Origin of the sequence: Mesorhizobium sp. M7A.F.Ca.US.010.02.1.1, assembly GCF_004023085.1 — a bacterium.
GTDB lineage: Bacteria > Pseudomonadota > Alphaproteobacteria > Rhizobiales > Rhizobiaceae > Mesorhizobium.
The window spans coordinates 1-23,471 of the sequence record NZ_RZRV01000047.1 but is presented as its reverse complement, the minus strand read 5'-3'; the positions used below and the strand labels follow the sequence as shown (position 1 = coordinate 23,471).

21 protein-coding genes are annotated in these 23,471 nt (G+C 60.3%); 13 read left to right on the top strand and 8 right to left on the bottom strand.

Features of this window, described 5'->3' with window-relative positions:
* Window positions 1-17 precede the first annotated feature (17 nt).
* Window positions 18-206, bottom strand: coding sequence for a hypothetical protein (locus tag EOA19_RS30275; RefSeq protein ID WP_127289235.1), 189 nt, complete (start codon window positions 204-206; stop codon window positions 18-20).
* A 51-nt stretch (window positions 207-257) separates the two neighbouring features.
* Here EOA19_RS30275 and EOA19_RS30270 point away from each other — a divergent pair, with 51 nt between their 5' ends.
* A complete protein-coding gene (locus EOA19_RS30270) occupies window positions 258-1,769 on the top strand; it encodes a leucyl aminopeptidase (RefSeq protein WP_127289425.1) in 1,512 nt (503 codons plus the stop codon).
* Window positions 1,770-1,797: 28 nt separating this feature from the next.
* A complete protein-coding gene (locus EOA19_RS30265) occupies window positions 1,798-2,247 on the top strand; it encodes a DNA polymerase III subunit chi (protein WP_128305683.1) in 450 nt (149 codons plus the stop codon).
* Window positions 2,248-2,335: 88 nt separating this feature from the next.
* Here the strand turns inward: EOA19_RS30265 and EOA19_RS30260 are convergent, their stop codons facing one another.
* The gene (locus tag EOA19_RS30260; RefSeq protein WP_128305682.1) at window positions 2,336-2,857 is read right to left on the bottom strand and encodes a DUF995 domain-containing protein; all 522 of its coding nucleotides are present in this window, start codon (window positions 2,855-2,857) and stop codon (window positions 2,336-2,338) included.
* A 179-nt stretch (window positions 2,858-3,036) separates the two neighbouring features.
* The gene (locus EOA19_RS30255) at window positions 3,037-3,960 is read right to left on the bottom strand and encodes a glycoside hydrolase family 26 protein (RefSeq protein WP_128305696.1); all 924 of its coding nucleotides are present in this window, start codon (window positions 3,958-3,960) and stop codon (window positions 3,037-3,039) included.
* Between the two features lie 623 nt (window positions 3,961-4,583).
* Here EOA19_RS30255 and EOA19_RS30250 point away from each other — a divergent pair.
* The 3 genes from EOA19_RS30250 (at window position 4,584) to EOA19_RS30240 (ending at window position 10,022) form a co-directional block, all read left to right on the top strand.
* Entirely contained in the window at window positions 4,584-6,470 is a 1,887-nt protein-coding gene (locus EOA19_RS30250) for a cellulose synthase catalytic subunit (RefSeq protein WP_128305681.1), read from the top strand.
* 260 nt (window positions 6,471-6,730) lie between these two features.
* Window positions 6,731-9,169, top strand: a complete 2,439-nt coding sequence (locus EOA19_RS30245) for a sulfatase-like hydrolase/transferase (RefSeq protein WP_164893079.1) — start codon at window positions 6,731-6,733, stop codon at window positions 9,167-9,169.
* Between the two features lie 436 nt (window positions 9,170-9,605).
* Window positions 9,606-10,022, top strand: coding sequence for a hypothetical protein (locus EOA19_RS30240; RefSeq protein ID WP_128305679.1), 417 nt, complete (start codon window positions 9,606-9,608; stop codon window positions 10,020-10,022).
* A 260-nt stretch (window positions 10,023-10,282) separates the two neighbouring features.
* Here the strand turns inward: EOA19_RS30240 and EOA19_RS30235 are convergent, their stop codons facing one another.
* Entirely contained in the window at window positions 10,283-11,284 is a 1,002-nt protein-coding gene (locus EOA19_RS30235; protein ID WP_245486377.1) for a glycosyltransferase family 2 protein, read from the bottom strand.
* Between the two features lie 44 nt (window positions 11,285-11,328).
* Window positions 11,329-12,231, bottom strand: a complete 903-nt coding sequence (locus EOA19_RS30230; RefSeq protein ID WP_245486374.1) for a lysylphosphatidylglycerol synthase domain-containing protein — start codon at window positions 12,229-12,231, stop codon at window positions 11,329-11,331.
* 545 nt (window positions 12,232-12,776) lie between these two features.
* Between EOA19_RS30230 and EOA19_RS30225 the strand changes: the two genes are divergently transcribed.
* Entirely contained in the window at window positions 12,777-13,280 is a 504-nt protein-coding gene (locus EOA19_RS30225) for a DUF995 domain-containing protein (RefSeq protein WP_128305676.1), read from the top strand.
* Between the two features lie 688 nt (window positions 13,281-13,968).
* Here the strand turns inward: EOA19_RS30225 and galE are convergent.
* Window positions 13,969-15,048, bottom strand: coding sequence for a UDP-glucose 4-epimerase GalE (galE, locus tag EOA19_RS30215; protein ID WP_128305675.1), 1,080 nt, complete (start codon window positions 15,046-15,048; stop codon window positions 13,969-13,971).
* Window positions 15,045-16,082: a UDP-glucuronic acid decarboxylase family protein gene (locus EOA19_RS30210; protein WP_128305674.1), complete on the bottom strand. Its 1,038-nt coding sequence runs from the start codon at window positions 16,080-16,082 to the stop codon at window positions 15,045-15,047. The genes galE and EOA19_RS30210 overlap by 4 nt, the downstream gene beginning before the upstream one ends.
* 1,056 nt (window positions 16,083-17,138) lie before the next feature.
* On the opposite strand from EOA19_RS30210, the gene EOA19_RS30205 reads away from it, so the two are divergent.
* From EOA19_RS30205 to EOA19_RS30185, 5 genes are all read left to right on the top strand, one after another.
* Window positions 17,139-17,744 (top strand): hypothetical protein, encoded by a 606-nt coding sequence (locus tag EOA19_RS30205; RefSeq protein ID WP_128305673.1) that lies wholly within the window; start codon window positions 17,139-17,141, stop codon window positions 17,742-17,744.
* Window positions 17,745-17,805: 61 nt separating this feature from the next.
* Window positions 17,806-18,660, top strand: a complete 855-nt coding sequence (locus EOA19_RS30200) for a 23S rRNA (adenine(2030)-N(6))-methyltransferase RlmJ (RefSeq protein WP_128305672.1) — start codon at window positions 17,806-17,808, stop codon at window positions 18,658-18,660.
* A gap of 193 nt (window positions 18,661-18,853) precedes the next feature.
* The gene (locus tag EOA19_RS30195) at window positions 18,854-19,306 is read left to right on the top strand and encodes a hypothetical protein (RefSeq protein ID WP_128305671.1); all 453 of its coding nucleotides are present in this window, start codon (window positions 18,854-18,856) and stop codon (window positions 19,304-19,306) included.
* A gap of 133 nt (window positions 19,307-19,439) precedes the next feature.
* On the top strand, window positions 19,440-20,021 hold the full coding sequence (locus EOA19_RS30190) for a TetR/AcrR family transcriptional regulator (RefSeq protein ID WP_128305670.1): 582 nt from the start codon (window positions 19,440-19,442) through the stop codon (window positions 20,019-20,021).
* Window positions 20,018-20,854 carry a DMT family transporter gene (locus EOA19_RS30185; protein ID WP_023813790.1) on the top strand — a complete coding sequence of 279 codons (837 nt, stop codon included), beginning with the start codon at window positions 20,018-20,020 and terminating at the stop codon, window positions 20,852-20,854. Before EOA19_RS30190 ends, EOA19_RS30185 begins: the two co-directional genes overlap by 4 nt.
* A 38-nt stretch (window positions 20,855-20,892) precedes the next feature.
* Here EOA19_RS30185 and EOA19_RS30180 read toward each other — a convergent pair whose 3' ends face one another.
* Window positions 20,893-21,204 (bottom strand): transcriptional regulator, encoded by a 312-nt coding sequence (locus EOA19_RS30180; protein ID WP_023813791.1) that lies wholly within the window; start codon window positions 21,202-21,204, stop codon window positions 20,893-20,895.
* Between the two features lie 573 nt (window positions 21,205-21,777).
* Between EOA19_RS30180 and EOA19_RS30170 the strand changes: the two genes are divergently transcribed.
* Together EOA19_RS30170 and EOA19_RS30165 are read left to right on the top strand one after the other, a co-directional pair.
* Complete coding sequence (locus EOA19_RS30170) at window positions 21,778-22,257, top strand: histone (protein ID WP_128305669.1); 480 nt, start codon at window positions 21,778-21,780, stop codon at window positions 22,255-22,257.
* Window positions 22,258-22,669: 412 nt separating this feature from the next.
* Complete coding sequence (locus tag EOA19_RS30165; RefSeq protein ID WP_031213750.1) at window positions 22,670-23,266, top strand: glutathione S-transferase family protein; 597 nt, start codon at window positions 22,670-22,672, stop codon at window positions 23,264-23,266.
* The last annotated feature ends 205 nt before the right edge of the window (window positions 23,267-23,471 follow it).

Sequence of the window (23,471 nt, the reverse complement as noted above, 5' to 3'; positions counted from 1 at the left end):
CCGGGTTCTGTCCCACATCACGCCCCCCGGCTGGGCGGAGTGTCGGCGGGAATGGATAAGAAAGGGCGAACATCGATGGTTAACAACAGGTTGCGGCAAAAAGCGGGGCCGTGCCGCGACGAATCGTCATCGATTCCATAGGTCATATGGGATGCCAATTCGGCAAAGTCTTGCCAAATGCCGGAAAACGACCAAATGTCGCGCATCGTTTCGAACCGCTTCCCCAAAAGTCGCGCATTCCCTGAAAGCAGGACATGATGAATCAAAGACCGTCGATCGCCTTCGCCAAATTTTCCGGGTCCCAGAGCGCGGTGAACAAGAAGGGCACGGTCTTCGTGCTCGCGGCGGATGAGGGCGGCCTGAGCGACGTCGCCAAGGCCGGTGATCCCGGCAAGACACTGGAGCGGGCCTTTCCCGTGGCTGAGTTCACGGGCAAGTTCGCCAGCACGGTGGAAGTTCTGGCGCCGCAGGGAGCATCGCTCGACAGACTGGTGGCGATAGGCGCCGGCAAGGTATCGGGACTGGACGAATATGCGTGGTTGAAGCTTGGCGGCACCGTTGCCGCGTCGCTGCGCAAGGCGACCGAAGTGGCGGTGGTCCTCGATGTGGCCGGCGCCTCGCCGAGCGCGAAAGACGCGGCAAGCCTTGCCGCGGGCATTCTCCTGCGCAGCTATTCCTTCGACAAGTACAAGACCAGGAAGGACAAGGACGACGGCAAGGCAGAGCCGAAGAAGCCGGTCAAGGTGACCATCCACACCGCCGATCCGGCCGCTGCGAAGAAGGCCTTCGCCGATGCCGAGGCGGTGATAGACGGCGTCCTACTGGCGCGCGACCTCGTCAACGAACCGGCAAACGTGCTTGGGCCGGTCGAGTTCGCTGCCCGCGCCAAGGAACTCGAGGCACTAGGCGTCAAGGTCGAGATATTGGCTGAGAAGGAAATGAAGAAGCTCGGCATGGGCTCGCTGCTCGGTGTCGCGCAAGGATCGCCGCGCGGCGCCCGCATGGCGATCATGCAGTGGAACGGCGGCAAGCCGAAGGACAGCCCGATCGCCTTCGTCGGCAAGGGCGTCACTTTCGACACTGGCGGCAATTCCATAAAGCCGGCCTCGGGCATGGAGGATATGAAGGGCGACATGGGCGGTGCCGCCGCCGTTACCGGCCTGATGCATGCGCTGGCGGCCCGCAAGGCGAAAGCCAATGTCGTCGGTATCATCGGACTGGTCGAAAATGCCGTCGACGGTCATGCCCAGCGCCCCGGTGATATCGTCACTTCGATGTCGGGCCAGACCATCGAGGTGCTCAATACCGACGCCGAGGGCCGCCTCGTGCTGGCCGATGCGTTGTGGTACTGCAACGACCGCTTCCAGCCGAAATTCATGGTCAATCTGGCGACGCTGACCGGCGCCATCATGGTGGCGCTCGGTCAACATTATGCCGGCCTCTTTTCCAACAATGACGAACTGGCCGAAAAGTTGGCGGCGGCGGGGCAGGCGACGCAGGAACGGCTGTGGCGCATGCCGCTGGGGGCCGAATACGACAAGCTGATCGATTCCAAGAACGCCGACATGAAGAACATCGGCGGCCGTTTTGGCGGCGCCACCATCGCGGCGCAGTTTCTGCAGCGGTTCGTCAAGGACACGCCATGGGCCCATCTCGACATTGCCGGCACGGCGATGGGAGCGCCGTCGAACGAGATCAACCAGTCCTGGGGTTCCGGTTTCGGCGTCAGGCTGCTCGACCGGCTGGTGCGCGACAATTATGAGCAGTGAACGGGTTCAATCACTATAGGCTGAAGCGATGGCCGACGTCCTGTTCTACCACCTGACCGAATCGACGCTGGAGGATGCGCTGCCAGGCCTCCTGGAGCGCAGCGTCGACCGTGGCTGGCGCGCCGTGGTGCAGACAGGCACCGAGGAACGCCGCGATGCGCTCGACCAGCATCTTTGGACCTTCCGCGACGATTCGTTCCTGGCGCACGCGACCGATCATGAGGCTCATCCCGGCGAACAGCCGATTCTGTTGACCACCGGCGACGGCAATCCCAACGACGCAAAGATAAGGTTCCTGGTCGACGGCGCGGTGCCGCCTGACCTTGGCGGCTACGAGCGCGCCGTGTTCCTGTTCGATGGCCACGATGCCGCGCAGCTCGAGGCGGCGCGAGGGCACTGGAAGGTGATGAAGAGCGCTGGCCACGCCATCACCTATTGGCAACAGACGCCAGATCGCCGCTGGGAGCGCAAGGCTTAAGGCAGGTCGCCTGAACGTGACTGAGGCAGGTCGCTGACCGTTCAGTCGACCCGCTTTTGGACCAGTGACCTGTCGCGGATGAAAGTCTCTACTGCTTTGCCTTGATCCGGCTCTGTTTGCGGCTGACGTAGTCGCCGTGTTTCAATTTCATGAACGCGTCCGCAAGGTTGCGGTGCGAACTCCTGAATACGTACCATTCTCCATCCGGAACCCGGCGCTGGTAGAGAATCCTGCCTGCCTGGCGATGTTCAAAACAGGAAAGAGCGTTGGAGTCGCCTCCGGCTCCGTGCCATTTTGCGCGGAAGCACAGCTTGCCTCCTCCGGGAATGAACCAGATGCCGTCACCGTAGCCCAGCTTGCGCGCCTTATCCGAGGTCCAGGCACTGAACTGACGGCGCTGGACGGCAAAATATCCAGCACCCTCCCGACCCCAGAGCCACGAGCGGTTCTGGTACATCTGGTAGATGCCTTCGTCCGGCACCACCTCTGCCCGCATGGCCTGTTCGGCGATTTTCGTCGCCGTCTTGGCCGTTGCGGGAAGCTGGAAAGCAAACAGACCGATGGAACAGGCAAGTGCCGTTCCGATACAATTGCCCAGTACTCGTTTCACAACCCCTACCCCTACTGTTACGCCACGCCCGGTTTATTGGAACGCCTGGAACCGGATGATTTCAGGTGGAATCCTGAAATCTGAATCCGCCACTAAATCAAAGAAACGGAGCATGACGCCTGGACAAACGGTGCCCCGTTTGTCCGAAAAGCCGCTTCTCACTTTTTGAGTATCATGCTCTAGGGCAAGACATGCTGGGTCACCCTCCAGTCGGGCAGACCATAGCCACCCAGCCACGGCCACACTTCCTTCTGGTTGAAGTAGACGACCGAAGTCAGCGCCGGAAACTCCGCGTAGGATTTGCGGGAATCTTCCTGCCATTTCGAGACATAGTCCTGCTTTCCGACATAGCCGAGTTCCGCAACGACGATCGGCTTGTTGAACACCGCAACGCGGTCATAGCCGGGCTTCAGCAGTTCAGCGAAGGTGCGGTCACGACCGGTCTCGTCACCGTCTTTTTTCTGCAGACCGAACACCGACAGGCCGATGACGTCGACATAGTCGTCGCCGGGGTAGTATTTTTCCAAACCCTCTTCGCCTTTGGGCGACCACATGTACTTGGCGGCGGGGGCAGCCTTGCGGCAGATGTCGACTTCGCGCTTGTAAGCGGAGATCCAGTCCTTGGGAGCCCAGTTGGCCCAGGTGAAGCGGCCGTTCTTGTCTTCCATTTCCTGAGCCCAGCGAATGGTCACCGGGCTCTTCATCTGTCCCACCAGGCCGCAGATTGCCTGCATGTTGGCATCATATTTGCCGCTCAAAATGCCGTCGCGCAATTCGGGCGGGGTGATGCGCCAGTCCTTGGACCATGTCCACGGCTCAATCGTGATCAGAAGCGAACGGCCGCGCTGCAGCGCATAAGCGTCGGCAAGCGGCAGCGTCGACAGATCGACGTCTTCCCAGGGCAGGAACAGCTCTTCGATGCTGGCGCTCTTGTCGGTGCTGAAGTCCCCGTAGGGATCATAGGAACCGAACGCCGACGCAGCGCTGCTCGTCTGAACGGGGTCGGTCGCGGTTACGGAGCCGGCCCCTCCTGCAGTAGGGAAGGCGGCGCTTCCGCCCAATACCAGCGCGATTGCAAGTGCCTTTGCCGCGGAGTGTGTCATCATAGATTCTCCCATGGCCTCGACTTCTCGCGGAAGTTAAGGCTTCGCCCGTGCGCATCGATGCCTGATCGATACGGCTACCCAAAAACCTATCGGCTCCATTGGCGGAATCTGCGGGATTTCGGAGCGATTATTGGCGGTTGTGCGAACCTTCGCACGAAGCCCACCCAAAATACTTCTCAAAGCGCCAACACAGAAGGAGCCGTCGAGAGAGTTTCGCCGCGATACTCACAAATTCGCGTCAATATTCCGATATATCATCCCTGTCTAATTTAAGAGCCGGGCGGACCAAAGAGTCAAGCGCAATTAATGGTTGCTTAACCATGATGTTCGCAACATGGTTAACGCTGCCTTGGGCGCTTCTTCCTGCGGACAGCCTCGGCCCCTTCGACGGATTCTCCGACGCTGAAACTTTTGCCGGCCGTGATTGCAGTGCTGGTCGGGGGAGGCGTCCACGGAATTACCCTCCCGATTCAAGATGTTAAGTTAACCAATTCGCAAGAAGTATAGTTAACCAACGCTTAATTTAGTTGACTCTAAGACACCCAAGTGGATTCTAAGGGCGGGTTTTCAAGGCGCGTCAGCCGTCGTTCGGCTGATGCTCGGGTGGCGGCGGTACGTGTATGAGTGTTTCCGCGGACGTGGGGATCATCAGCGGCAAGACCATGCCGAAACGGGGGCGTGGGGCGGCTCCGGGGAAGGCGGCGGAGAAGCCTCCTTTTCTGGTGCCGGTGCTGTCGGCCACCCAGCGGCGGATCTGGAGGCTGGGACTTGCCTGCTGGTCGGTAACGTTCGGATTTTTCTGGTTCTGGTGGCTGCAGCCCGGGCACATCGAACATGTCATTCCATACATGCTGGCGACATTGACGCTCGTATGGCTGACGTTCATGCCGATGTATTTTCTCTTGAACGTGCATGCGATGAAAAAGCCGTCCAGTCTTCACACGATCCCGGAACGTTCGCGGGTCGCGATGGTGGTGACCAAGGCTCCGTCCGAACCGTTTTCGGTGGTTGCGCGAACGCTCGAAGCGATGCTGGCGCAGGACTGTCCGCATGATACCTGGCTGGCCGACGAGGACCCGTCAGAGGAAACGATTGCCTGGTGCGATGCCCATAACGTCATGATTTCGACGCGGCGCGGGCGGGAAGATTATCACCGCAAGGTGTGGCCCCGCCGGACGCGCTGCAAAGAGGGAAACCTGGCGTTCTTCTACGACCACTATGGTTATGAGCGCTACCACTTCGTCGCTCAGATGGATGCGGACCACGTCCCGACACCCACCTATCTCAGGGAAATCCTGGTCGCCTTTGCCGACCCGGCGGTTGGCTATGTATCGGCGCCGAGCATATGCGACAACAATGCCGCTGAAAGCTGGTCGGCACGCGGCCGACTGTTCCCGGAAGGGATGTTCCACGGACCCTTGCAGTCCGGCCATACGGGCGACGGAACGCCGCTCTGCATCGGCTCGCACTATGCCGTGAGAACCGCAGCGCTCAAGCAGGTCGGCGGCCTTGGCCCGGAACTGGCCGAAGATCACTCGACGTCCATGCTGTTCATTGCGGCTGGTTGGCGCGGTGTGCATGCCATAGACGCCATTGCCCATGGCGATGGCCCGCAGACCTTTGCCGATCTTGTCACGCAGGAGTTCCAGTGGTCGCGGAGCCTGATGACGATCATGCTCGAATACTCGCCGATATACCTTTCCAAGCTATCGCCACGGCTGAAATTCCAGTTCCTGTTTCGCCAGCTCTGGTATCCGCTTTTCGCCGTGTTTTCGCTTGTCATGTACGTCATGCCTATGTACGCGCTTCTGACGGGGAAGAGCTTCGCCAATGTGACGTATGTTGATTTCCTTTTATACTATGCTCCGAACTCTATTTCCCTGATTATGCTGGTGATGTTGCTGAAGGCATTCGACCTGTCGCGCCCGCTCACTGCCAGGACGATCAGTTGGGAGGGAATGTTGTTCTCATTCTTCGCGCGTTGGCCGTGGGTGCTGGCGGGCACGCTGTCGTCGATCCGTGATTATGTGACCAAGTCGTTCGTGGATTTTCGTGTTACCCCCAAGGGCAGTGGCCCGAAAAATCTGCTGCCTGCCCGCGTCATCGTTCCGTATGTGGCACTTGCAATCGGAGCTTCGCTGCCGGTCCTTCTAGTGGACCGCGCGTCGGATGCCACCGGCTTCTACTGGTTCGCTGCCTTCAATGCGTTCGTCTACGGGCTGCTTGTGGTCGTAATCATCACCAGGCACCTGGCGGAGAACAGAATTTCGTTGCGGCGCAATGTTGCGAAACTCGCCTTGCAGGCCTCGCTCGCTGGCATTGCGCTCTTCGTCCCGGGCGCTGCGTTTTATGACCGCGGCCTGGAAGGCATATATGGGCTCCAGCAGGGAGCAGGCAGTGTGCGCATCGTCAGCGTGGCCTACCCGGTTTCCGGAGCCGGGCGTGGTGGGAGCGGAACCCGCACATTCCATCTTGACCCCGCCTGGGATCGGCCAATCGTCAGATAATCGGATCGGAAGAGCCGAGCGAACTCGCCTTCTCGGACCGATCGCCAAACAACGAGCTGCAAGGCACGGGACCACGCCTCGACCGCAGGAGATTGAAAGCAGCGGCTGATTTGAGATTTCCGGTCGCTTTGCCGGTGGCAAATCCGGCAGCCAGCAAATGCCAGTGGGTTGAGATGGCCGCGCGAGCACTTCCTCGCTGCCTCACAGGCCAGATATTTGTTCTTTCGGTTGTCCATTCGAGTCATGCACGGATCAGTCAGATGGAATCCAAGACGCGGCCCAGTACCCTTCGCTACATGCGCTTCTTTCGCGCAAGCGTGCTGTTCATTTGTACCGCTCTGTTTTCCTGGCTGCTTCTGGGCATCTATCGAAGCTTCATCATCGATCCTCAAACGACGCTCCAGGGCCTTTCCGCCTCCATCCCCAGCGGAATCGCCGCAAGCTACCACGACCTGGTTTTCGTTGTATTCCTGACGGCGGCAGCCTTGGTCCTGCTTTTCCTGGCGATGGGAAGTCGATCTGGCACTGTCGTCGTCGTCTTCATATTCTATCTCGCGATCCTGGTTTTACTTGGTTGGGGTTTTGCCAACATCAATCTCGTCAAGATGCTGAGCGAACCGTTCACTTTCCAGTGGTTGGTCTATGGTGACTTCCTGCAGAATGCCGACGCCAAGAACGCCATGCGCGATGCGTTCAATCTGAGGGACTTTGCGGCCTCTTCCTTGTCCATAATTCTTGTGCTCGTCCTAGGGTACGCCGCAGCAAGGCTATGCTTACGGCTGGGGGCAACCGGCCGCACGATATTTCTGGGCACGCTAATCCTGTGCGTCGCTGCGGCATTGTTCGGTACGGGACGCTATCTGCAGGTGGCGGCCCTGCCGGCGGCAAAAATCGAAAATCCGATCGTGCATTTTGTTGAATCCGGCCTGCTCAATCCTACGCCGGTTGTCTTTACCATGAAAGTCGACGCCAACGACCCAGACGTGTCCAGCGTTGGAGAGCGCCCGGCGGAGACCTCCAACTTCAAAGCGCAATCACCAAATCCGATAAAGAATGTGCTGGTTTTCATGATGGAATCAGTTCCATCTCGGCATATTGAGACATTTGGTGGAGAGTATCCTGTCACGCCAAATATAAAACGGTTTTCAAGCGATTCTATGCGCTTTGAAAAAATATATTCGCACGCTCCATCTACGCAATATTCTATATTCTCTTTGTTCAGCTCGATGTACAACGATATATCATACTACGGAATGACAGCGAGCCACCCGAATCTGCCGCTAAGCTCGATTTCGAGCACTCTGTCCGAGAATGGCTTTCGCACTGCATTTTTCTGGAGTGCGGATTCACGATTCCAGCGCGTGGATGAGTTTCTGCTTAAGAGGGCGTTGGATGTCGTCAAGGATTATCGCGGGCAGAAATGCAACGTTCCCACATTCAGGCTCAGCGATGAAAAGTGGAAGAACATGGACTACAACAGCGACCTCTGCACGGCGCAGTCAATCATCGACTGGGTGAACGCGGACTCGGAAGATCCTTTCTTTGCCGTCATGTTCACTGCCATGACGCATTACCCCTACCTCATTGATAGCCCGCTGTTTTCGGCGATGCCCGCTTCTTCCCAAGACAGCGCGCAGGTTCACTACTCGGATGACGAGAAATTCAACGCCTACCTGAACGCCCTGAAAATCGGTGACCAAGCGCTAGGACAGATCCTTGATTCACTTAAGCAATCCGGCAAACTCGATTCGACGCTTGTGGTCATACTCGGTGATCACGGTGAGGCATTTGGAGAGCATGGCAACTACGTCCATGCCAGTGCGCTCTACGAAGAAAACGTCCACATCCCTCTCATCATGATCAACAAGCAGCTTTTTCACGACGACGTGGTCCATTCCGTTGGCGGGATTGTCGACATAGCTCCGACGATCCTCGACATACTGGGCCTTCCGCTCCCTAAGTCATGGCAGGGCCACAGCCTGTTTAGCAAGCAGCGGCCGAACAGGACATTCTTCTTCAGCCCTTGGAGCGGGTATCAATTCGGTTACCGCGAAGATGATCGGAAGGTCATCTTCAACGCGTCCACCGGCAAAATCGAGGAGTATGACCTTGAGGCTGATCCCACGGAAAAAGTCAATCTCGTCAAGGGCGACACGCGCGATCATAGCCAACTGCTGCGGCCGATCGCCGGATGGGTACAGTCTCAGAAGCGGCGCGTGGCGGATATGGTCGCCGACGAGCAGAAGAACACGGCACGTTGCCGGATCGCCAGCCTCGAGATCGACGCGGCCGGCACCAGCTTCGAGGGTTCCCCTCGGCTCGACGTGCTTGTCGACGGAAAGCCGGTTGGACAGGCGGACGTCCTGGGGACGGAAAGCACGGCGATCACAGCAGAATCGATCGTCGCGGAGTTGAAGGCAGCGTCGGCTCACACCGTATCATTTCGCTTCAATCTGAGCGCCGTGACAAATCCGCAGAAGATCGAACTCCGCTATGCCAACGACCTCTGGGCGGGACAGGGCAAGGCTGGCGATCGCAACCTGTTCGTCAAGAATATCAAGATAGACGGCCGAGTGATGCCGAAGAGCAAGCTGCATGTCGACAACAAGACTGTAGGGTTCATCGATGACAGCGGGACCAGCATGTTCAACAGCGGCTCGCTGTGGGTCAGCGGTCCATTTGTCGAGGGCTGCATATAGCGGCATCGGCACCCTGAAGCGGGCCGCCGCATCCAGCCACTTCCGGCGATAAGGATCGCCGGCCCCTTTTTGTCGGCTTGGGGCAGTCAGCCCTGCCGGCGCCGGTTGCGGCGCTGAGCGTTTATACATCGCAACATCCCTGACAGCCCGAGCGCCGGCTTCTGTTTGCCGCGGGCGCGAGTCCGTCGCGTATGCCGATGTGCCGTTTGGCAAGGCTCCGTCTGCCAGCCGATCCGACAACCGAATTTCCTTCAAATTCGAGCGAAGCGTGAAAGGCTGCGTTCATTATGACGTTTGCACGAATTTTAATAAGTCTCTTCTAATATGATGGAACGATATGAGTGGAAAACGGCCACTCACGAGCGATTAGAAACGACGGATTCGAAGTATATTCTTTGCTTTCAATCACGTTACATTACAGGCCAGGGAGCAGATAATGAAACAGTTTATGGACAATCTGACCGATACAGGCAGAAAATTTGCCTATGCTGTTGCTGCAATCGCATTGGCCTCAATGGTGTCAGGCTGCCAGACGATGGACACGACCAAGACCAGTTCAATCAACGGACGGATCGTTGATCAAGGTTTTGGCAAGAAGGTCCAGCACGTCAGGAAGCTCGATCGCGTCGGAAAGAAGGTTCTTCACCGCAAGCCGCTCACTCAGACGACCATGGTGACGCGGACGAGGGAGGAGACCTATGCGGCCTTCGTGCGGCCGCAGCGGGTCGGCAGGCCGGCGATGGTGAAGGTCTCCTACAGCCCGGGCAATGGCGGCCCGTTCCTCGGTCATTCGCCTTGGATTTGTGGCCCGAGCGGTTTCGGCCAGCGCGCCAGCTGCCGTTCGCGCTACTAGACCATCGGACCCAAAAGTGGCGGCGCGATTTGAATGAAGGATCCGCCGCTCTTGTCTTCGCCGGGGGCGCGAGTCGAGGGCGAGGGGTTGGCGCAGGATATTGCGCCTTGCCTCGCCCTCAGGCCGCCATTCCCGGCGTCGACGAACCCTGCCGGTCCACTGTCGGCCTTGAAACCAAAATCACACCCAGCAAGCTGTTGATGAAGCCACCGCTCCGGTCAGCGCTGTGGGCGCGGAGCTTCCATGGCGTTCCGATCAAGTCACGATGGCCGGCTGGGGCGGAGCCAGCCGTCATTGTCACCGGGCGCCGGGCGCGGCCGCGCGACATAGGCCGATGCTCCATTCGCTTCGTGATAGACCCGTGCCAGCATTTCAGCCAGCACGCCCGATGTCACCATCTGCACCCCGGCGATGAGCAGGAAGAAGCCGGTGAACAGCATCGGGCGTGTTCCGATGTCCTCGGCGAAAAGCAGCTTCAGGCAAAGCAGGTAGGCAAGGATCAGCGAACCCAGCGCGCCAAGCACGATGCCGATGCCGCCGAAGAAGTGCCCGGGCCGTGTGCGATAGCGCATGAAGAAATACATGAACACCAGATCGAGCACGACCCTGAAGGTGCGCGAAATGCCGTATTTGGACTGGCCGTGGATGCGGGCATGGTGCGTCACCACCTCCTGCGCGATGCGTCTGGGTGTCGTCACCGTGGCCAGCCATGCCGGGATGAAGCGGTGCATCTCGCCATAGAGCTTGACGCTGCGGATGACGTTGCCGCGATAGACCTTCAGGCTGCAGCCATAGTCCTTGAGGCGCACGCCGGTGACGCGCGCGATCAGCGCGTTGGCGATGCGCGAGGGCAGCCTGCGCATGAAAAACCCTTCCTGGCGATCCTTGCGCCAGCCCACCACCAGGTCGAGATCCTCGCTTAGCAGGCGGTAGACCATACGCGGAATGTCGTAGGGGTCATTTTGAAGGTCGCCATCGATCGTGGCGATGACGTCGCCGCGCGCCGCGTCGATGCCGGCCTGCATCGCGGCGGTTTGCTTGTAGTTGCGCACCAGCTCGACCGCATGCACATGCGGGCCGTAATGCGCCGCAAGGCGCCTGATCTCGCTCACCGTCGCGTCGGTACTGCCGTCATCGACCAGCACGACCTCCCAGGGCTGGCCGTAGCGTTCCATCGCCTGATGAATCCGTGCCAGCAGCGGTTCGACGTTTTCAGCCTCGTTGTACATGGGCACGACGATGGACAGTGTATGCTCCGGCATCACCGCGCCGTCAGGCAGTCCCGAAGCAGGGATGGGCAATATGCTCATTGGGATGGCTTCCTTGCAGGGCCGACGGCCGGGTTCCCCGGCAGCGCCGATTTCGAGGGAAACAGCCAGGCGATCGCACCCGTGGCGATTGCCGAGCAGAAGATGAACAGATGCAGTGCCAGCGCTGCCTGAAGGCCGCTCTTCATGGCAATGCCGGAGGTGAGCAGCGCCGCCGCCGCACCCGCCTCGTAGGTGCCGAAGCCGGCGACGCCTTGCACCGGCAGTATGGCGGCGCCTTCGGCCCCGACGACGCCTGGAAAGGCGGTCGAAAAGGATGTTCCCAGCAGCATTGCCAGCAACCATCCCTGTACAGTGAGCTTCAGCGACCAATTGGCGATCGTCCACCACCAGCCATAGCGCGATCGGCCGGTCGCCTCGGTGAAGACATCGCGCAGCCTGCCGAGTTTCGCCACGATCTTGCCGCGGCCTGCCCAGTCATGCGGCGCACGCGCCCAGCGCGGCAGGTACCAGGCGGCAACGATCACCGCAGCCACGCCCGCGATCCTTGTCGCCGGATGCAGGCCCGGCCACACCGCCAGAGCCAGCACGCCGACGACGAAGGCATCCTGCAGCCTGAACCACAGCAGCGAGGCGCTGGCGCGCATGATCGGTATGCCGAAGACCTGGCGCAGGAGCAGGGGAAAGGCCGTCTCGCCGCCGCGAAAGGGCACGACGTTGATCATTGCATTGTGGATCAGAATGATCCGCAGGCAGGCACCGAAACGGCCATGCACCTCGTCGCGGAACTCGTCGCAGACGCGCAGCGCGCGCAGCACGTAGGTGACGAACAACGCAAGCGCTACGGCCGCGAAAGCGCCGGGCGTGATGCTCGCGAAAGCATCGCCCACCATCTTCCAGCGCGAGTCGCTGACGACCCACGCCAGCAGGGCCAGGCTCACGATTATTGAGGCAGCTCGTTTCAACAATTCAACAATTCCTGCGCAGGCTTGCGCTATCGGATTCCGTCGGCCGCGGCGTGCTGTATCTCAAAATCCACAGCATTGGTAGCGGCCCCAGCCTTTCCGATCGACCGCATTGCCTGGCTTGCGAGCGCGCATCCGCGCAACTTCAGGCGGCCGCTGAACCTCCGGCATTGGCCTGCTTTCCGACCCGACAACGGCCCGGTTTTATCGATGGCTGCTGATTTATAGGTCGGCTGGCTGTCCGGATCCACAAGCCCGATGCGCAATCGCGGTGTTGCCGTATTGATGGACAATGCGCGTGTCGCGAATAGTTGTTGCCCGCATGCTCCGCGATGGTTGACACCGCCGTTCTCACGACTGTTAAATGGTTCGCGTGGCCGTCAAAGCGCTGACGACGCCGCCCTGGACTGAATAACATGCGAGTGCCAGCTATGCCGACAGCTTTGATCAGATCGCTGCCGCTTGATGTCGGCCGTCGGAATCGCAAGGGGCCCCGCCTGCGTGCAAGTTTCAAGCAACTTGTGCTGCTCCTGGCTCTCTGCGGTCAGGTGGCTGTTTCGGGAGCGGCGCAAGCGGCCGCCGCCAACGACAAAAGCACTGCGGAAGCCGTTACCGCCGTTGTTCCGACTGCTTACGAACTACAGCTTCTGTATGCCGGCCGCACATGGATATGGAAGGACGGAGCAGCTTATTTCGCGCAGGACAATCGACACCTCAGGGCCTGGACGTCCGGGCAGGACACGGCAACCGTCGCGGAGGGCAGATGGCTGGTGACCAAGGACGGCAAGATGTGCATGGAGCTCGCCTGGCGATCGAAGAGCTACACCGGCGAACCCCACCGCACCTGCTACAGCCATCGCATTCAGGGCCGGAACATCGAGCAACGCAAGGATCCGGACGGGGAATGGTACGGTTTCAAGCGATCTCCCGAGGATCCTTCCGACGAATACAAGAAATTCGAAGCAGGCGACACCAAGGGCGCGCAGTTCGAAGAGACCCGCAAGCTGGTCGATGCCAAGAAGTAGGCCATGCTTCCAGCCGCGCTGAGATGGCCTGGCTGTTCTTGCCGTGTGCCTGTCGCGGAACCCGCGAATCGCTTATGGTGAAGCCTTAAGCGGCTCGGCAGGCGCGGTCGTCGCGCCGATCGCATCTAGTCGCATTCAATTGCATCAGCCAGACGACGAGACGATGGCCTGCCATACGGTTTTTGATGAAATTTAATAATTAGTGATATCTAATATAACGTGTGATGTGCGAGTGGTCACTCATGCGGCGTGAAAGCGGCCCAAGTATAGTATGTCGCAACGCGCCCTTGGCTTATACTTGATAGCAAGGGACAGAGGATGAGAAATTCCGCGAGCGTATTTCGCTCAAGCAAAAATGTCGTATCTATTGCCGCGGCCGTGGCGCTGAGCTCTATGGTTGCAGGTTGTCAAGGTATGGACGCAACTGAAACCGGTTCGGTCCTTATCATGCCCACAGTCCACCCGGCCCGCAGTCAGCCCGCGGTCCAGCCCGTGCAGGCCACATTTCTCGTGCGCTCGCTCCGTGCCGACCATCCGATCCAGATGACAAGCACGATAGCAACTGAAAGTGCCTACGCCTTTGCACCACCGCAACGGATCAAAGCCAGCACGCCGGCGCCAGTGAAAATCTCGTTCAATCCGGGCGATGGCAGCACGTTCTCGGGCGGCTCGCCTTATATCTGCAGCCCTAGCGGATTCGGCCAGCGCGCGAGCTGTCACCCCCGCTATCTCTGACTCGTCGAGCGACGACCGACGCTGCCACCCTGGCTGGCGGCAGTTTCATTGGCTTGGTCTTCAGTCCGAAAAAGGGAGCGGCCGTCCTGACAATGGTGTCGATGTCTGAAAGCTCCGGCACAAAGCCAAGATGTTCGCGTGCGCTTCCCGGATCGGCGTAGAGCTCCGCCGGATCCCCAGGGCGTCGGCTCCTGAGCACTGCCGGAACCGGCCTCGACGTCATTCGGCCGACCGCCTTGACGATCTCCTTGATGGAGATGCCCCGCCCGGTGCCGAGATTGACCGCAAGACTTCGCCCGCCACCCTCGAGATAGATGAGCGCTTTCAGGTGAGCGCGGGCCAGATCGGTGACGTGGATATAATCCCTTACGCAGGTGCCGTCCGACGTGTCGTAGTCGGTGCCGAAAACCTCGATCGCGTCGATGATGCCCGATGCGGCCATGAGCACTCTGGGAACCAGATGGGTTTCCGGCGAATGCCACTCACCGAGCTCGCCGTCGGGGTCGGCGCCACAAGCGTTGAAATAGCGCAGAATCGCAAATTTCATTCCATACGCGGATGCATAATCGCCGATGATCTGTTCACCCATCAGCTTGGAGCGCCCGTAGGGGCTGATCGGATTTTGCGAGGAGGTCTCACGAACCGGCAACGCTTCCGGCACGCCGTAGGTCGCACAACTGCTGGAGAAGATGATGTTTTCGATCGAACTCGCGCGTGCCGCATCGAGCACCGCGATGGTGCCTGTTACATTGGTCGAATAATATTCGGCCGGCTCGCGAACGGACTCCCCGACATAGGCCAGCGCCGCAAAATGGATCACGGCCGCCGGCCGGTACGTGTCCATCGCCCGCCGCAGTGCATCCTGATCCCGGATATCGCCGACGACAAGCGGCCCCCAGGCGACGGCTCTCTCGTTTCCGCGGCTCAGATTGTCGAAAACCACCGGCATGTAGCCGGCGGCGGCCAGCTGCTTGCAGGTGTGACTGCCGATGAAACCGGCTCCACCCGTCACCAGGACTGCCGGCCGGCTCATGAAGCGGCAGCTCCTCTGGCGATGTGACTTCCGTAAAGCAGGGCATCAAAATACTCGACGGTACGCGCGAGCCCCTGGCTCAAGCCGATTTTTGGCTCCCAGCCGAGATTGGCCTTGGCAAAGGAGATGTCCGGCTTGCGCTGCCTGGGATCGTCGACGGGCAGCGGCCGATGCACGATCTTCGATCGGGCGTTGGTGTAATCGACGACCAGCGTCGCCAGTTCCATGATGGTGAATTCGGCAGGGTTGCCGAGATTGACCGGGTGGGCGGGCGCGCTCGGCGCGTTCATCAGCCGGATAAAGCCCTCGATCAGGTCGTCGGCATAGCAGAAGGAGCGCGTCTGCTGGCCGCTGCCATAGACGGTCAGGTCCTCGCCGCGCAGCGCCTGGACGATGAAGTTCGAAACCACACGCCCATCGTCGGGCTGCATGCGGCGACCATAGGTGTTGAAAATGCGGGCGACACGGATATCGAGGCCATAGGTTCTCGAATAATCGAAGAACAGGGTTTCGGCCGAGCGCTTGCCTTCATCGTAGCAGGAACGCGGTCCGTGCGTGTTGACGTTGCCGAAGTAGCTCTCGGGCTGTGGATGCACGAAGGGATCGCCATAGACTTCGGATGTAGAGGCCTGGAATATCTTGGCCTTGTTCTGTCGCGCGAGTTCCAGAAGGTTCAGCGATCCAAGCACGCTTGTCTTGAAGGTGTGGATCGGGTCTGCCTGGTAGTGCGGCGGAGAGGCGGGGCAGGCGAGATTGTAGATCTCGTCGCATTGAAGATCCGAAGGCAATGCATCGACGATGTCTTGCTCGATGCAGCTGAAGCGCGGATTATGCAGGAGGGTATTGAGATTGTATCTTTTGCCGGTGTGGAAATTGTCCAGCGCGACAACCTCGTATCCGTCCCGCAAAAGACGTTCGCACAGATGCGATCCTAAAAATCCCGCTCCTCCGGCGACAAGGGCGCGCCGTCGGCTTTGGTTGGCGCCCCTTTGGCTGCCGGATTCCAGTTTCAGAACCTTGACAAGCTTACTCATGCTTTCCTCATACGCACCGCACACGCTACCGCCGGGCCGGGACAAAGCATCGCCCGGCCACGTTCCCAGAACGTGGCAAACCTCCGCATCTGCGGAACCGCCATCACTGATGTGCGTCAATTGTTCTTTGGCTTTCGCGAAGCTGGTGCGACTACACAACCTCCGTGCTGCCGCTCAGCATCCTCTGCGCCCCCGAAATCGCGATTACACGCTCGGTGTCACCATCGTCGATTGCTCGCCCAAATTGCACATCCCAACGCATCGAAAATATACCTGTGGAAATCATAGTCAACTAAATTAGATATTTCTTAACCATATCTGTTTGCGAATGGTTAATCACGGGCCGGCATCGGCCTCGAAGCTGAACCAGGAGATGTCCAGGGCAGTTCCTCATTTTGAATCAGGGTATTGGGCCCGGCCGCTGGCAGTCGGCGCCACAAGCTGTTCGTTGTGCCGAATCAGCGCTTGGCAGCAAGGTTCGCCATGAATGAGGGGTTGCGCAATTCAGGGCGAGGTCGGGCTGTATTCAGCCGAAAGGTGAAATTTAACGATCCGAGCGACGGGAAAATTTCAGATAGCAATGAGATTGCTGCCCAAAACCGCTCGGAGTGCAAATGTAAATTCCAGGGTGCGAATATTCATACCATAGGGCTTGAACTATCGGAGGCACGCCGCAGCTGGCTATAGTGGGAAGAAGGGCAAGGGCTAAAGCTTTGTAAGCAAATTTATTCACAGGAACGAATTTTGACTTCATCCTCTTTTGGTGCCGCTGTTCATGATCTTTGCGCATCAAAGCCTCTGGTTCGCAAGGCGCGCCGATGGCCCATTTCGCCGAAAAGCGCATGCGCGTGTTCATTTCATAGTGGAGGAGAGGCCACTTCGGCAACGAATTTTAAGCGCATAGGTAGAACTCCGCACTGGCGCGCGGCCACGCCGCCACCGGGTTGTTACTTGCGCACGTCTAACTCGATCGCCTGGGGTGGCGACCCGGCTGGCCATCGCCTTTTGATCGTTGGGGCGCTATTGGCAAGGTCACGATGGAATGTGGTGATGTGAATGCGCTTTCTGTTTGTCCTGATCCTGCTCGTCGGCGCCGGCATCGGTGTCGTCTATCCCTGGGCGATGAGCAACTTCTCCGGCCATGAGATCGGCACCTGGCGGGTCTATGAGCAGGGCCGCTTCAAGCCGCTGACGGTGCCGCTCTCCGGCCGCGACGCGCCGGTGCGGGTGCTGGTCGACCTGACCGCAAGAGCAGAGCGCATCGTCTCGCAGCAGCGCACCGTGCTGACGCTGACCGCTGCAAGCAATGGCCGCACGGTGCTCGCCTCGACGCTGCAGTTCAACCATTCCGACAATCCTCGCCAGGCCAGCCCGCAACTGCCCGACAAGATCTTTCGCGACGAGGCCGGCGTGATCGCGACCGTCAGCCCGGGTCCCTACATCTTCACCGTCGGACCGGGTGATGCCGACGACATACCGATGCGGGCGGTCGATCTCATCCTGCGCTCCGGCGCCGGCGAGATCGACAGCCGTGCACGGCCGGTCGGCTTCGCGCTGATGGCGATCGGCCTGATCGGGTTCTTGCTGACTTTGCGCACTCGTGGCGGCCGGCCGGAAAATCCCAACTCGCAGCCGCCACCGCCGCGCTGGGGCAGGGGCTGATGCATGTCGCCCAAAAGTGTGCAGCGGTTTGGGACAACGACGTGCATAACGGTACAAAACCATGAACTACCGCCACGCCTATCATGCCGGGAATTTCGCTGACGTCGTCAAGCATGTCGTGCTGACACGCTTGCTCGAGTATCTGAAGCAGAAGGACAAGGCGTTTCGGGTCGTCGACACCCATGCCGGTATTGGCCGCTACGACCTGTCGTCCGTCGAAGCGCAGAAGACGGGTGAATGGCAAGGCGGCATCGGCAGGCTGATCGATGCCTCGTTTGCCGCGCCGGTGGCGGTGCTGCTCGCGCCTTATCTGGAGACAATACGGTCGCTCAACCCCGAGGGTGGCATCCAGAAGTACCCGGGCTCGCCGTTGATTGCGCGCCATCTCATGCGCAAGCAGGATCGGCTGACGGCGATCGAGCTGCACCCCAAGGATGCCGCGAGGCTGAGGACGTTCTTTGCCGGCGATTTCCAGGCCCGGATCATCGAGCTCGATGGCTGGCTGGCGCTCGGCGCCCATCTGCCGCCGAAGGAAAAGCGCGGCCTTGTCCTCATCGATCCGCCATTCGAGGAAGCGGGTGAGTTCGAACGCCTTGTCGACGGGCTTATAAGGGCGCACAAGCGGTGGCCCGGCGGCATCTACGCGCTCTGGTATCCGATCAAGGACCGCAAGGCGATCATCGCCTTCCGCAAGGCGCTGAAGCAATCCGGCATTCCGAAGCTGCTCGACATCGAATTCGAGATCAGGCCGGCCTCTTCGGAACCCAGCCTCGACGGCAGCGGTCTGCTGGTGGTCAACCCGCCGTTCACGCTGGAGGGCGAGCTGCGGACGCTGCTGCCGGCCCTGCACAGGCTGCTTGCGGTGGGGCGGCCGGCGCACTGGTCGTTGGAATGGCTGGCCGGCGAGCAGGCTTGAGGCGGGCTCATCGATGACCCAGGGACCGTGCTCTCTTGGGTCTGGATATGAACGTGCCAGAGCCATTCCGGTGCGTGCAAACTCGGCTTTGGTCAAAAAGCGGTTTCAAACTGGGAAACCATTGTCAACGCAACCGCTTGACCGCCGCCGAGCGAATCCGCACAGTGCGCGCAATCGACCTTGAGAGGCTGCCATGACTCGCTTCGCCAAATCCGCCCTTGCCGCCCTGATTTCGCTCTGCACCCCGCTTGCCGCGCCTCTCGGTATCACCCAGACCGTGCAGGCCGCCGATCTTACGGTCTATTCCGATGAAGACAGCGGGGTCTGCGGTCAGCCCTGGGTACTGAACAAGATCACCAGCCGCTTTTCCTATCAGGTGCATCACGTGCCGCATCTGCTTGACGTGCAGATCACCGATTTCCGGCGCATCCACCAGCATCGCTATCTGGCGGCCAACGATACCTGGCCGATCGGTCGCCGTTATTGCGGCGCCACCGTCAGTCTGTCCGACGGCCGCGATCGCACCATCTGGTACCTGATCGAGGAAGGCCAGGGCTTTGCCTCGATCGGCGACAATGTCGAATTTTGCGTCTCGGGCTTCGACCGCTGGATGGTCTACAACGGCCGCTGCCGCATTCTGCGCTAAACCCGGTCTCCCCTTCCAATCTCTTTCGCGCCTGTGGCTTGATCGGCTGCAGGCGTTTTTTGTGCCGCGGTGACAGCAGACGCGATCCGTCGCATAGCTATGAGACAGACCTGTCTCACCACTCGGTAAACGCATGACACCATCGCCCGTTTCCGATAAGCGCCAGCACGTCGTTGAAACGGCCTACGTGCTGTTCAAGCGCGCCGGCTTCCATGCGACCGGTATCGACCGGATCATCGCCGAAGCCGATGTGGCCAAGATGACGATGTATCGCCACTTTCCCAGCAAGGACGAACTGATCGTCGAGGTGCTTGGCTATCGCGCTATGCGTTTCGACCGCCAGCTCGACCGGCTCGCCCAAGAGGGCATTCCGCCGGAACAGAAAATCGGAAGAATCTTCGACTGGCATGCACGCTGGTTCCGCAGCCCGGATTTCCATGGCTGTCTGTTCGCACATGCGCTGGCCGAGTTCGGCGATCCCAGGCATCCGGTTTTCAAGGCCGTTGTCAGGCAGAAGAACGGCCTCAAGCGGCGCATGCGGTCTATCCTCGAAGAGGTGATGCCGCGCGGCCGCGCCGAGAGCGTGGCGGCGACGCTGCTTATGCTGATCGAAGGTGCGACCTTGCTGGCGCAGATGGGGCAGGTCGACGCCGCCATTCGCGACGCCCGCAAGGCGGCCATGGGCATCGTCGCTGCTTCGCGCAGGCCGCAATGAGCCCGCTGGTCATCGGGCTCGCATTGTTTGCGGCGATCCTGCACGCAAGCTGGAACGCGTTCCTGCGCACGGGGGCCGACAGGCTGTGGACCGTCACCGTCATGAGCTTTTCAAGCACGGCGCTCGCCATCCCCTTCGCCTTCTTCCACGACCTTCCGGCCGCGCCGGCCTGGTCCTATATCGTGCTCTCGGCCTGCCTGCAGGTTGGCTACAGCTTGTTTCTCGTGGCCGCCTACAGATATGGCGAACTGGGGCAGGTCTATCCGATCGTTCGCGGCAGCGTGCCGCTGCTTGTCACGCTCGGCGGGTTCTTCCTGGCCAACCAGCAGCTCACTCTGCCGCAGACCGTCGGCGTCGCGCTGGTCGCTGGCGGCATCATGGGCCTTTCACTCGGACGGGGCAGGGCCGCCACGACATCGATATTCTATGCATTGGCAACGGGAGCTATCATCGCCGCCTATGCGACGGTCGATGCGCTCGGCGTTCGGGCGGCGGGAAACGCCGGCGCCTACACTGCATGGGTCCTGCTGATCTACGGCGCGTTGCTGCCGGCGGCCTTCGTCGCCTGCCGTGGCCGGCTCATAGTCGACCTGCGGGCGCCGGAAACCTGGAAGGCGCTGGGCGGGGGCCTGTTTGCACTTCTGGCCTACGGTGTCGTGGTCGCGGCCTTCGCGCTCGGACCAGCAGGTCCGATCACCGCGATCCGCGAAACCAGCGTCGTCTTCGCGGCCTTCATCGGACGCCTGTTCCTCGGCGAGGTGCTGACGCCGCGGCGGGTCGGCGCCTGCGCCATCGTCGCGCTCGGCGCCATCTGCCTCGGCTATCAGCCGTGACGGAACTGCGGATCGCGCAGGATTGCCCGGTCACCACGCTATTTCCTGCGCGGCGCCGCCTCGGCCTGGTCGAGGATCTTGCGCAGGAATGCGGCGTGGCCGCGGAACGCGCGCCGTCCACTCATCGTCGCCCTGACGCGCGTCTGCGGCCGGCGGCCGACGAACAGCTTTTCGATGTCGACATAACCGGCCCTGGCCAGCGTATCGAGGTGCGCGCCGAGATTGCCGTCGGTGACGTCCACGATGGCCTTCAGCCCGGTGAAGTCCAGCGTTTGACGTCTTTCCAGCATGCTCAGCGCGGCCATGATCCTGAGCCGAGTGCTCTGGTGGATGATTTCGTCGGCACTCATCGATTGGCTCCGGCGCAGCCAAGCCGGAGGCCACGGACAACCATGCTGCCGCCGTGGCGGACCGTCTTGGCAATCTGGAACGGCGGCAGCGCCGTTTGCCTCTGTGCGATCGACATCGAAGTACTCCCCATGCTGTGCAGAATACTCTGTTACGTAGAGTTATCTGTCAATTCACGAGCAAGCCGGTCTGCGATCGTGCTTGACAAGACGATGCATCGACCGGCTGTCGCGTTGCAGTATAGATCGTCCGCCTGCACGAGATGATCGCACCGATGAGGCGGCGGTCATGATATCGGCGGCCGACGATCGACACGCAAAGCTGTTCACTGATCTTGGGAGCTTCACGAGAGGAGCGGTCCCGCGGAGTGCGGAGAATGTCGGCGACACATTCTAGCCATTGGTCGAAGATCAGCAGTGAATTTCTGCGACGATCAGCACGACCATGTGCCGATCGTAACCGAAATTTAAGCTGCGAAAATCAGTCTATTGCTTCGCTGGCTAGCAAGCCGCGAGTCAGATATGCATGAGCGCGCCGGGTCATTACGGCCGTCGGCACAAAGGAAGGGGCATCGCATGGCTAAGCAGTCATCCAAAGCGCCGGCGTCCAAGGCACCGGCAAAGAAAGCACCCGCAAAAGCAGCGACGGCAAAGGTCGCAGCTGCAGTGAAGAAAGCAGCACCCGCTGCCAAGCCGAAGGCCGCGGCGGCCAAGGCAAAAGCAGCACCGGCCAAGAAGCCGGCAGCGAAAGCTGCTGCGAAACCGGCAGTGAAGAAGGCAGCACCCGCCAAGGCAGCGGCAAAGCCGGCGGCGAAGGCGGCACCAGCCAAGAAGCCTGCAGCGAAGGCCGCCGCGAAACCCGCAGCGAAGAAGGCAGCGCCTCCAAAGAAACCGGCTGCCAAGGCTGCACCTGCCAAGGCTGCACCTGCCAAGAAGCCGGCTGCGAAGGCTGCACCGGCAAAGAAGGCAGCGGCAGCGAAATCTTCAGCACCGGTGAAGAAAGCGGCACCTGCGGCCAAGCCGAAGGCAGCGCCCGCGAAGGCCGGCAAGAAGTAGTCGCGTCTTCCCTCGCCGGGGCGGTGCCAAAACAGTCAAGGGCGGGTGCCTGACAGGCGCCCCGCTCGCTGTTTAGGCAGTCGGAAGGCGAGAACAGAGGCGGACGGAGGATATCTTTTCGCAGCTCCCAGGACTTCGCCATAGGGCGAAGTCCGGTGGGGCTTTTTTTGTGTCATTCATGCGGGTGATGAAATATCGGCGCGAGGCTCTTCGGTCTTGCCTGTCGGCTGAGCGATCCCTGCGATTCCGGCAACTCGGCGACCATGGTGATGAAGCGCCGTCTTCACGGAGCGCTCGCTAAACGGCCCTGGCCGATGCGCCGCTCGCTGGCGGCTGGGTTTTCCGCTTCTGGCCATTGCTCGATCGCGCCTGATCGGTCAACACTGCCGGCCTGCAAAACAGGAAACCGATCATGCCCAGACTGCTCTATGCGTCCACCTCTCCCTACAGTTCCAAAGTGCGCATGGCCGCAGCCTATGCCGGCATCGACATCGAAACGGTGGCGGTCAAAACCGAGGACAAACCGGCCGAACTGGTCGACGCCAACCCGCTCGGCAAGATCCCGGTTCTGGTGCTCGACGACGGTCGCTCCATCCATGACAGTCGCGCCATCACCCAGCATCTCAACCGTTTGTCGAAGAACGCGCTTTTTCCACGCAATCCCGACAAGCGGCTCGAGGCGGAAGTGCTGGAGGCATTGGCCGACGGCATTTGCGACTGCGCGCTGTCGATGGTCTATGAACGGCGCACGCGGCCCGAGGAGATGGTCTATCAGCCTTGGCTCGATCGCCAGTGGGCGAAGATCACGGCGGCACTCGACCTGCTCAACGCCAACCCGCCGAAGCTGCCGAAGAAGATCACCGCCGGCCAGATGGCGCTGCGCGCCTGCCTTGGCTATCTCTCGCTGCGCTTTGCCGGAAAATGGGAAAAGGGCCGCGCCCGGCTGACACGGTGGGCTGCGCGCTTCGACGAGAAGTTTCCAGAGCTGAAGCCCTGCATTCCCGGTTGATAGCCGATTGCCCCGGGATTGATTTCCCGATCACCCGGGAAAATCACTCAGACACAAAAAAAAGCCGGGCGCGAGGCCTAATGCAGTTCACTTAGGCACCTTCAGTGTTCTGACAGGATATTTGGCTGGTAGCTTTTTGACGACACGGGGGCATGATCGCCCCCGTGTTTTTGGGAGGATGAGGTCTCCCAGCCGTTGTCTTAAT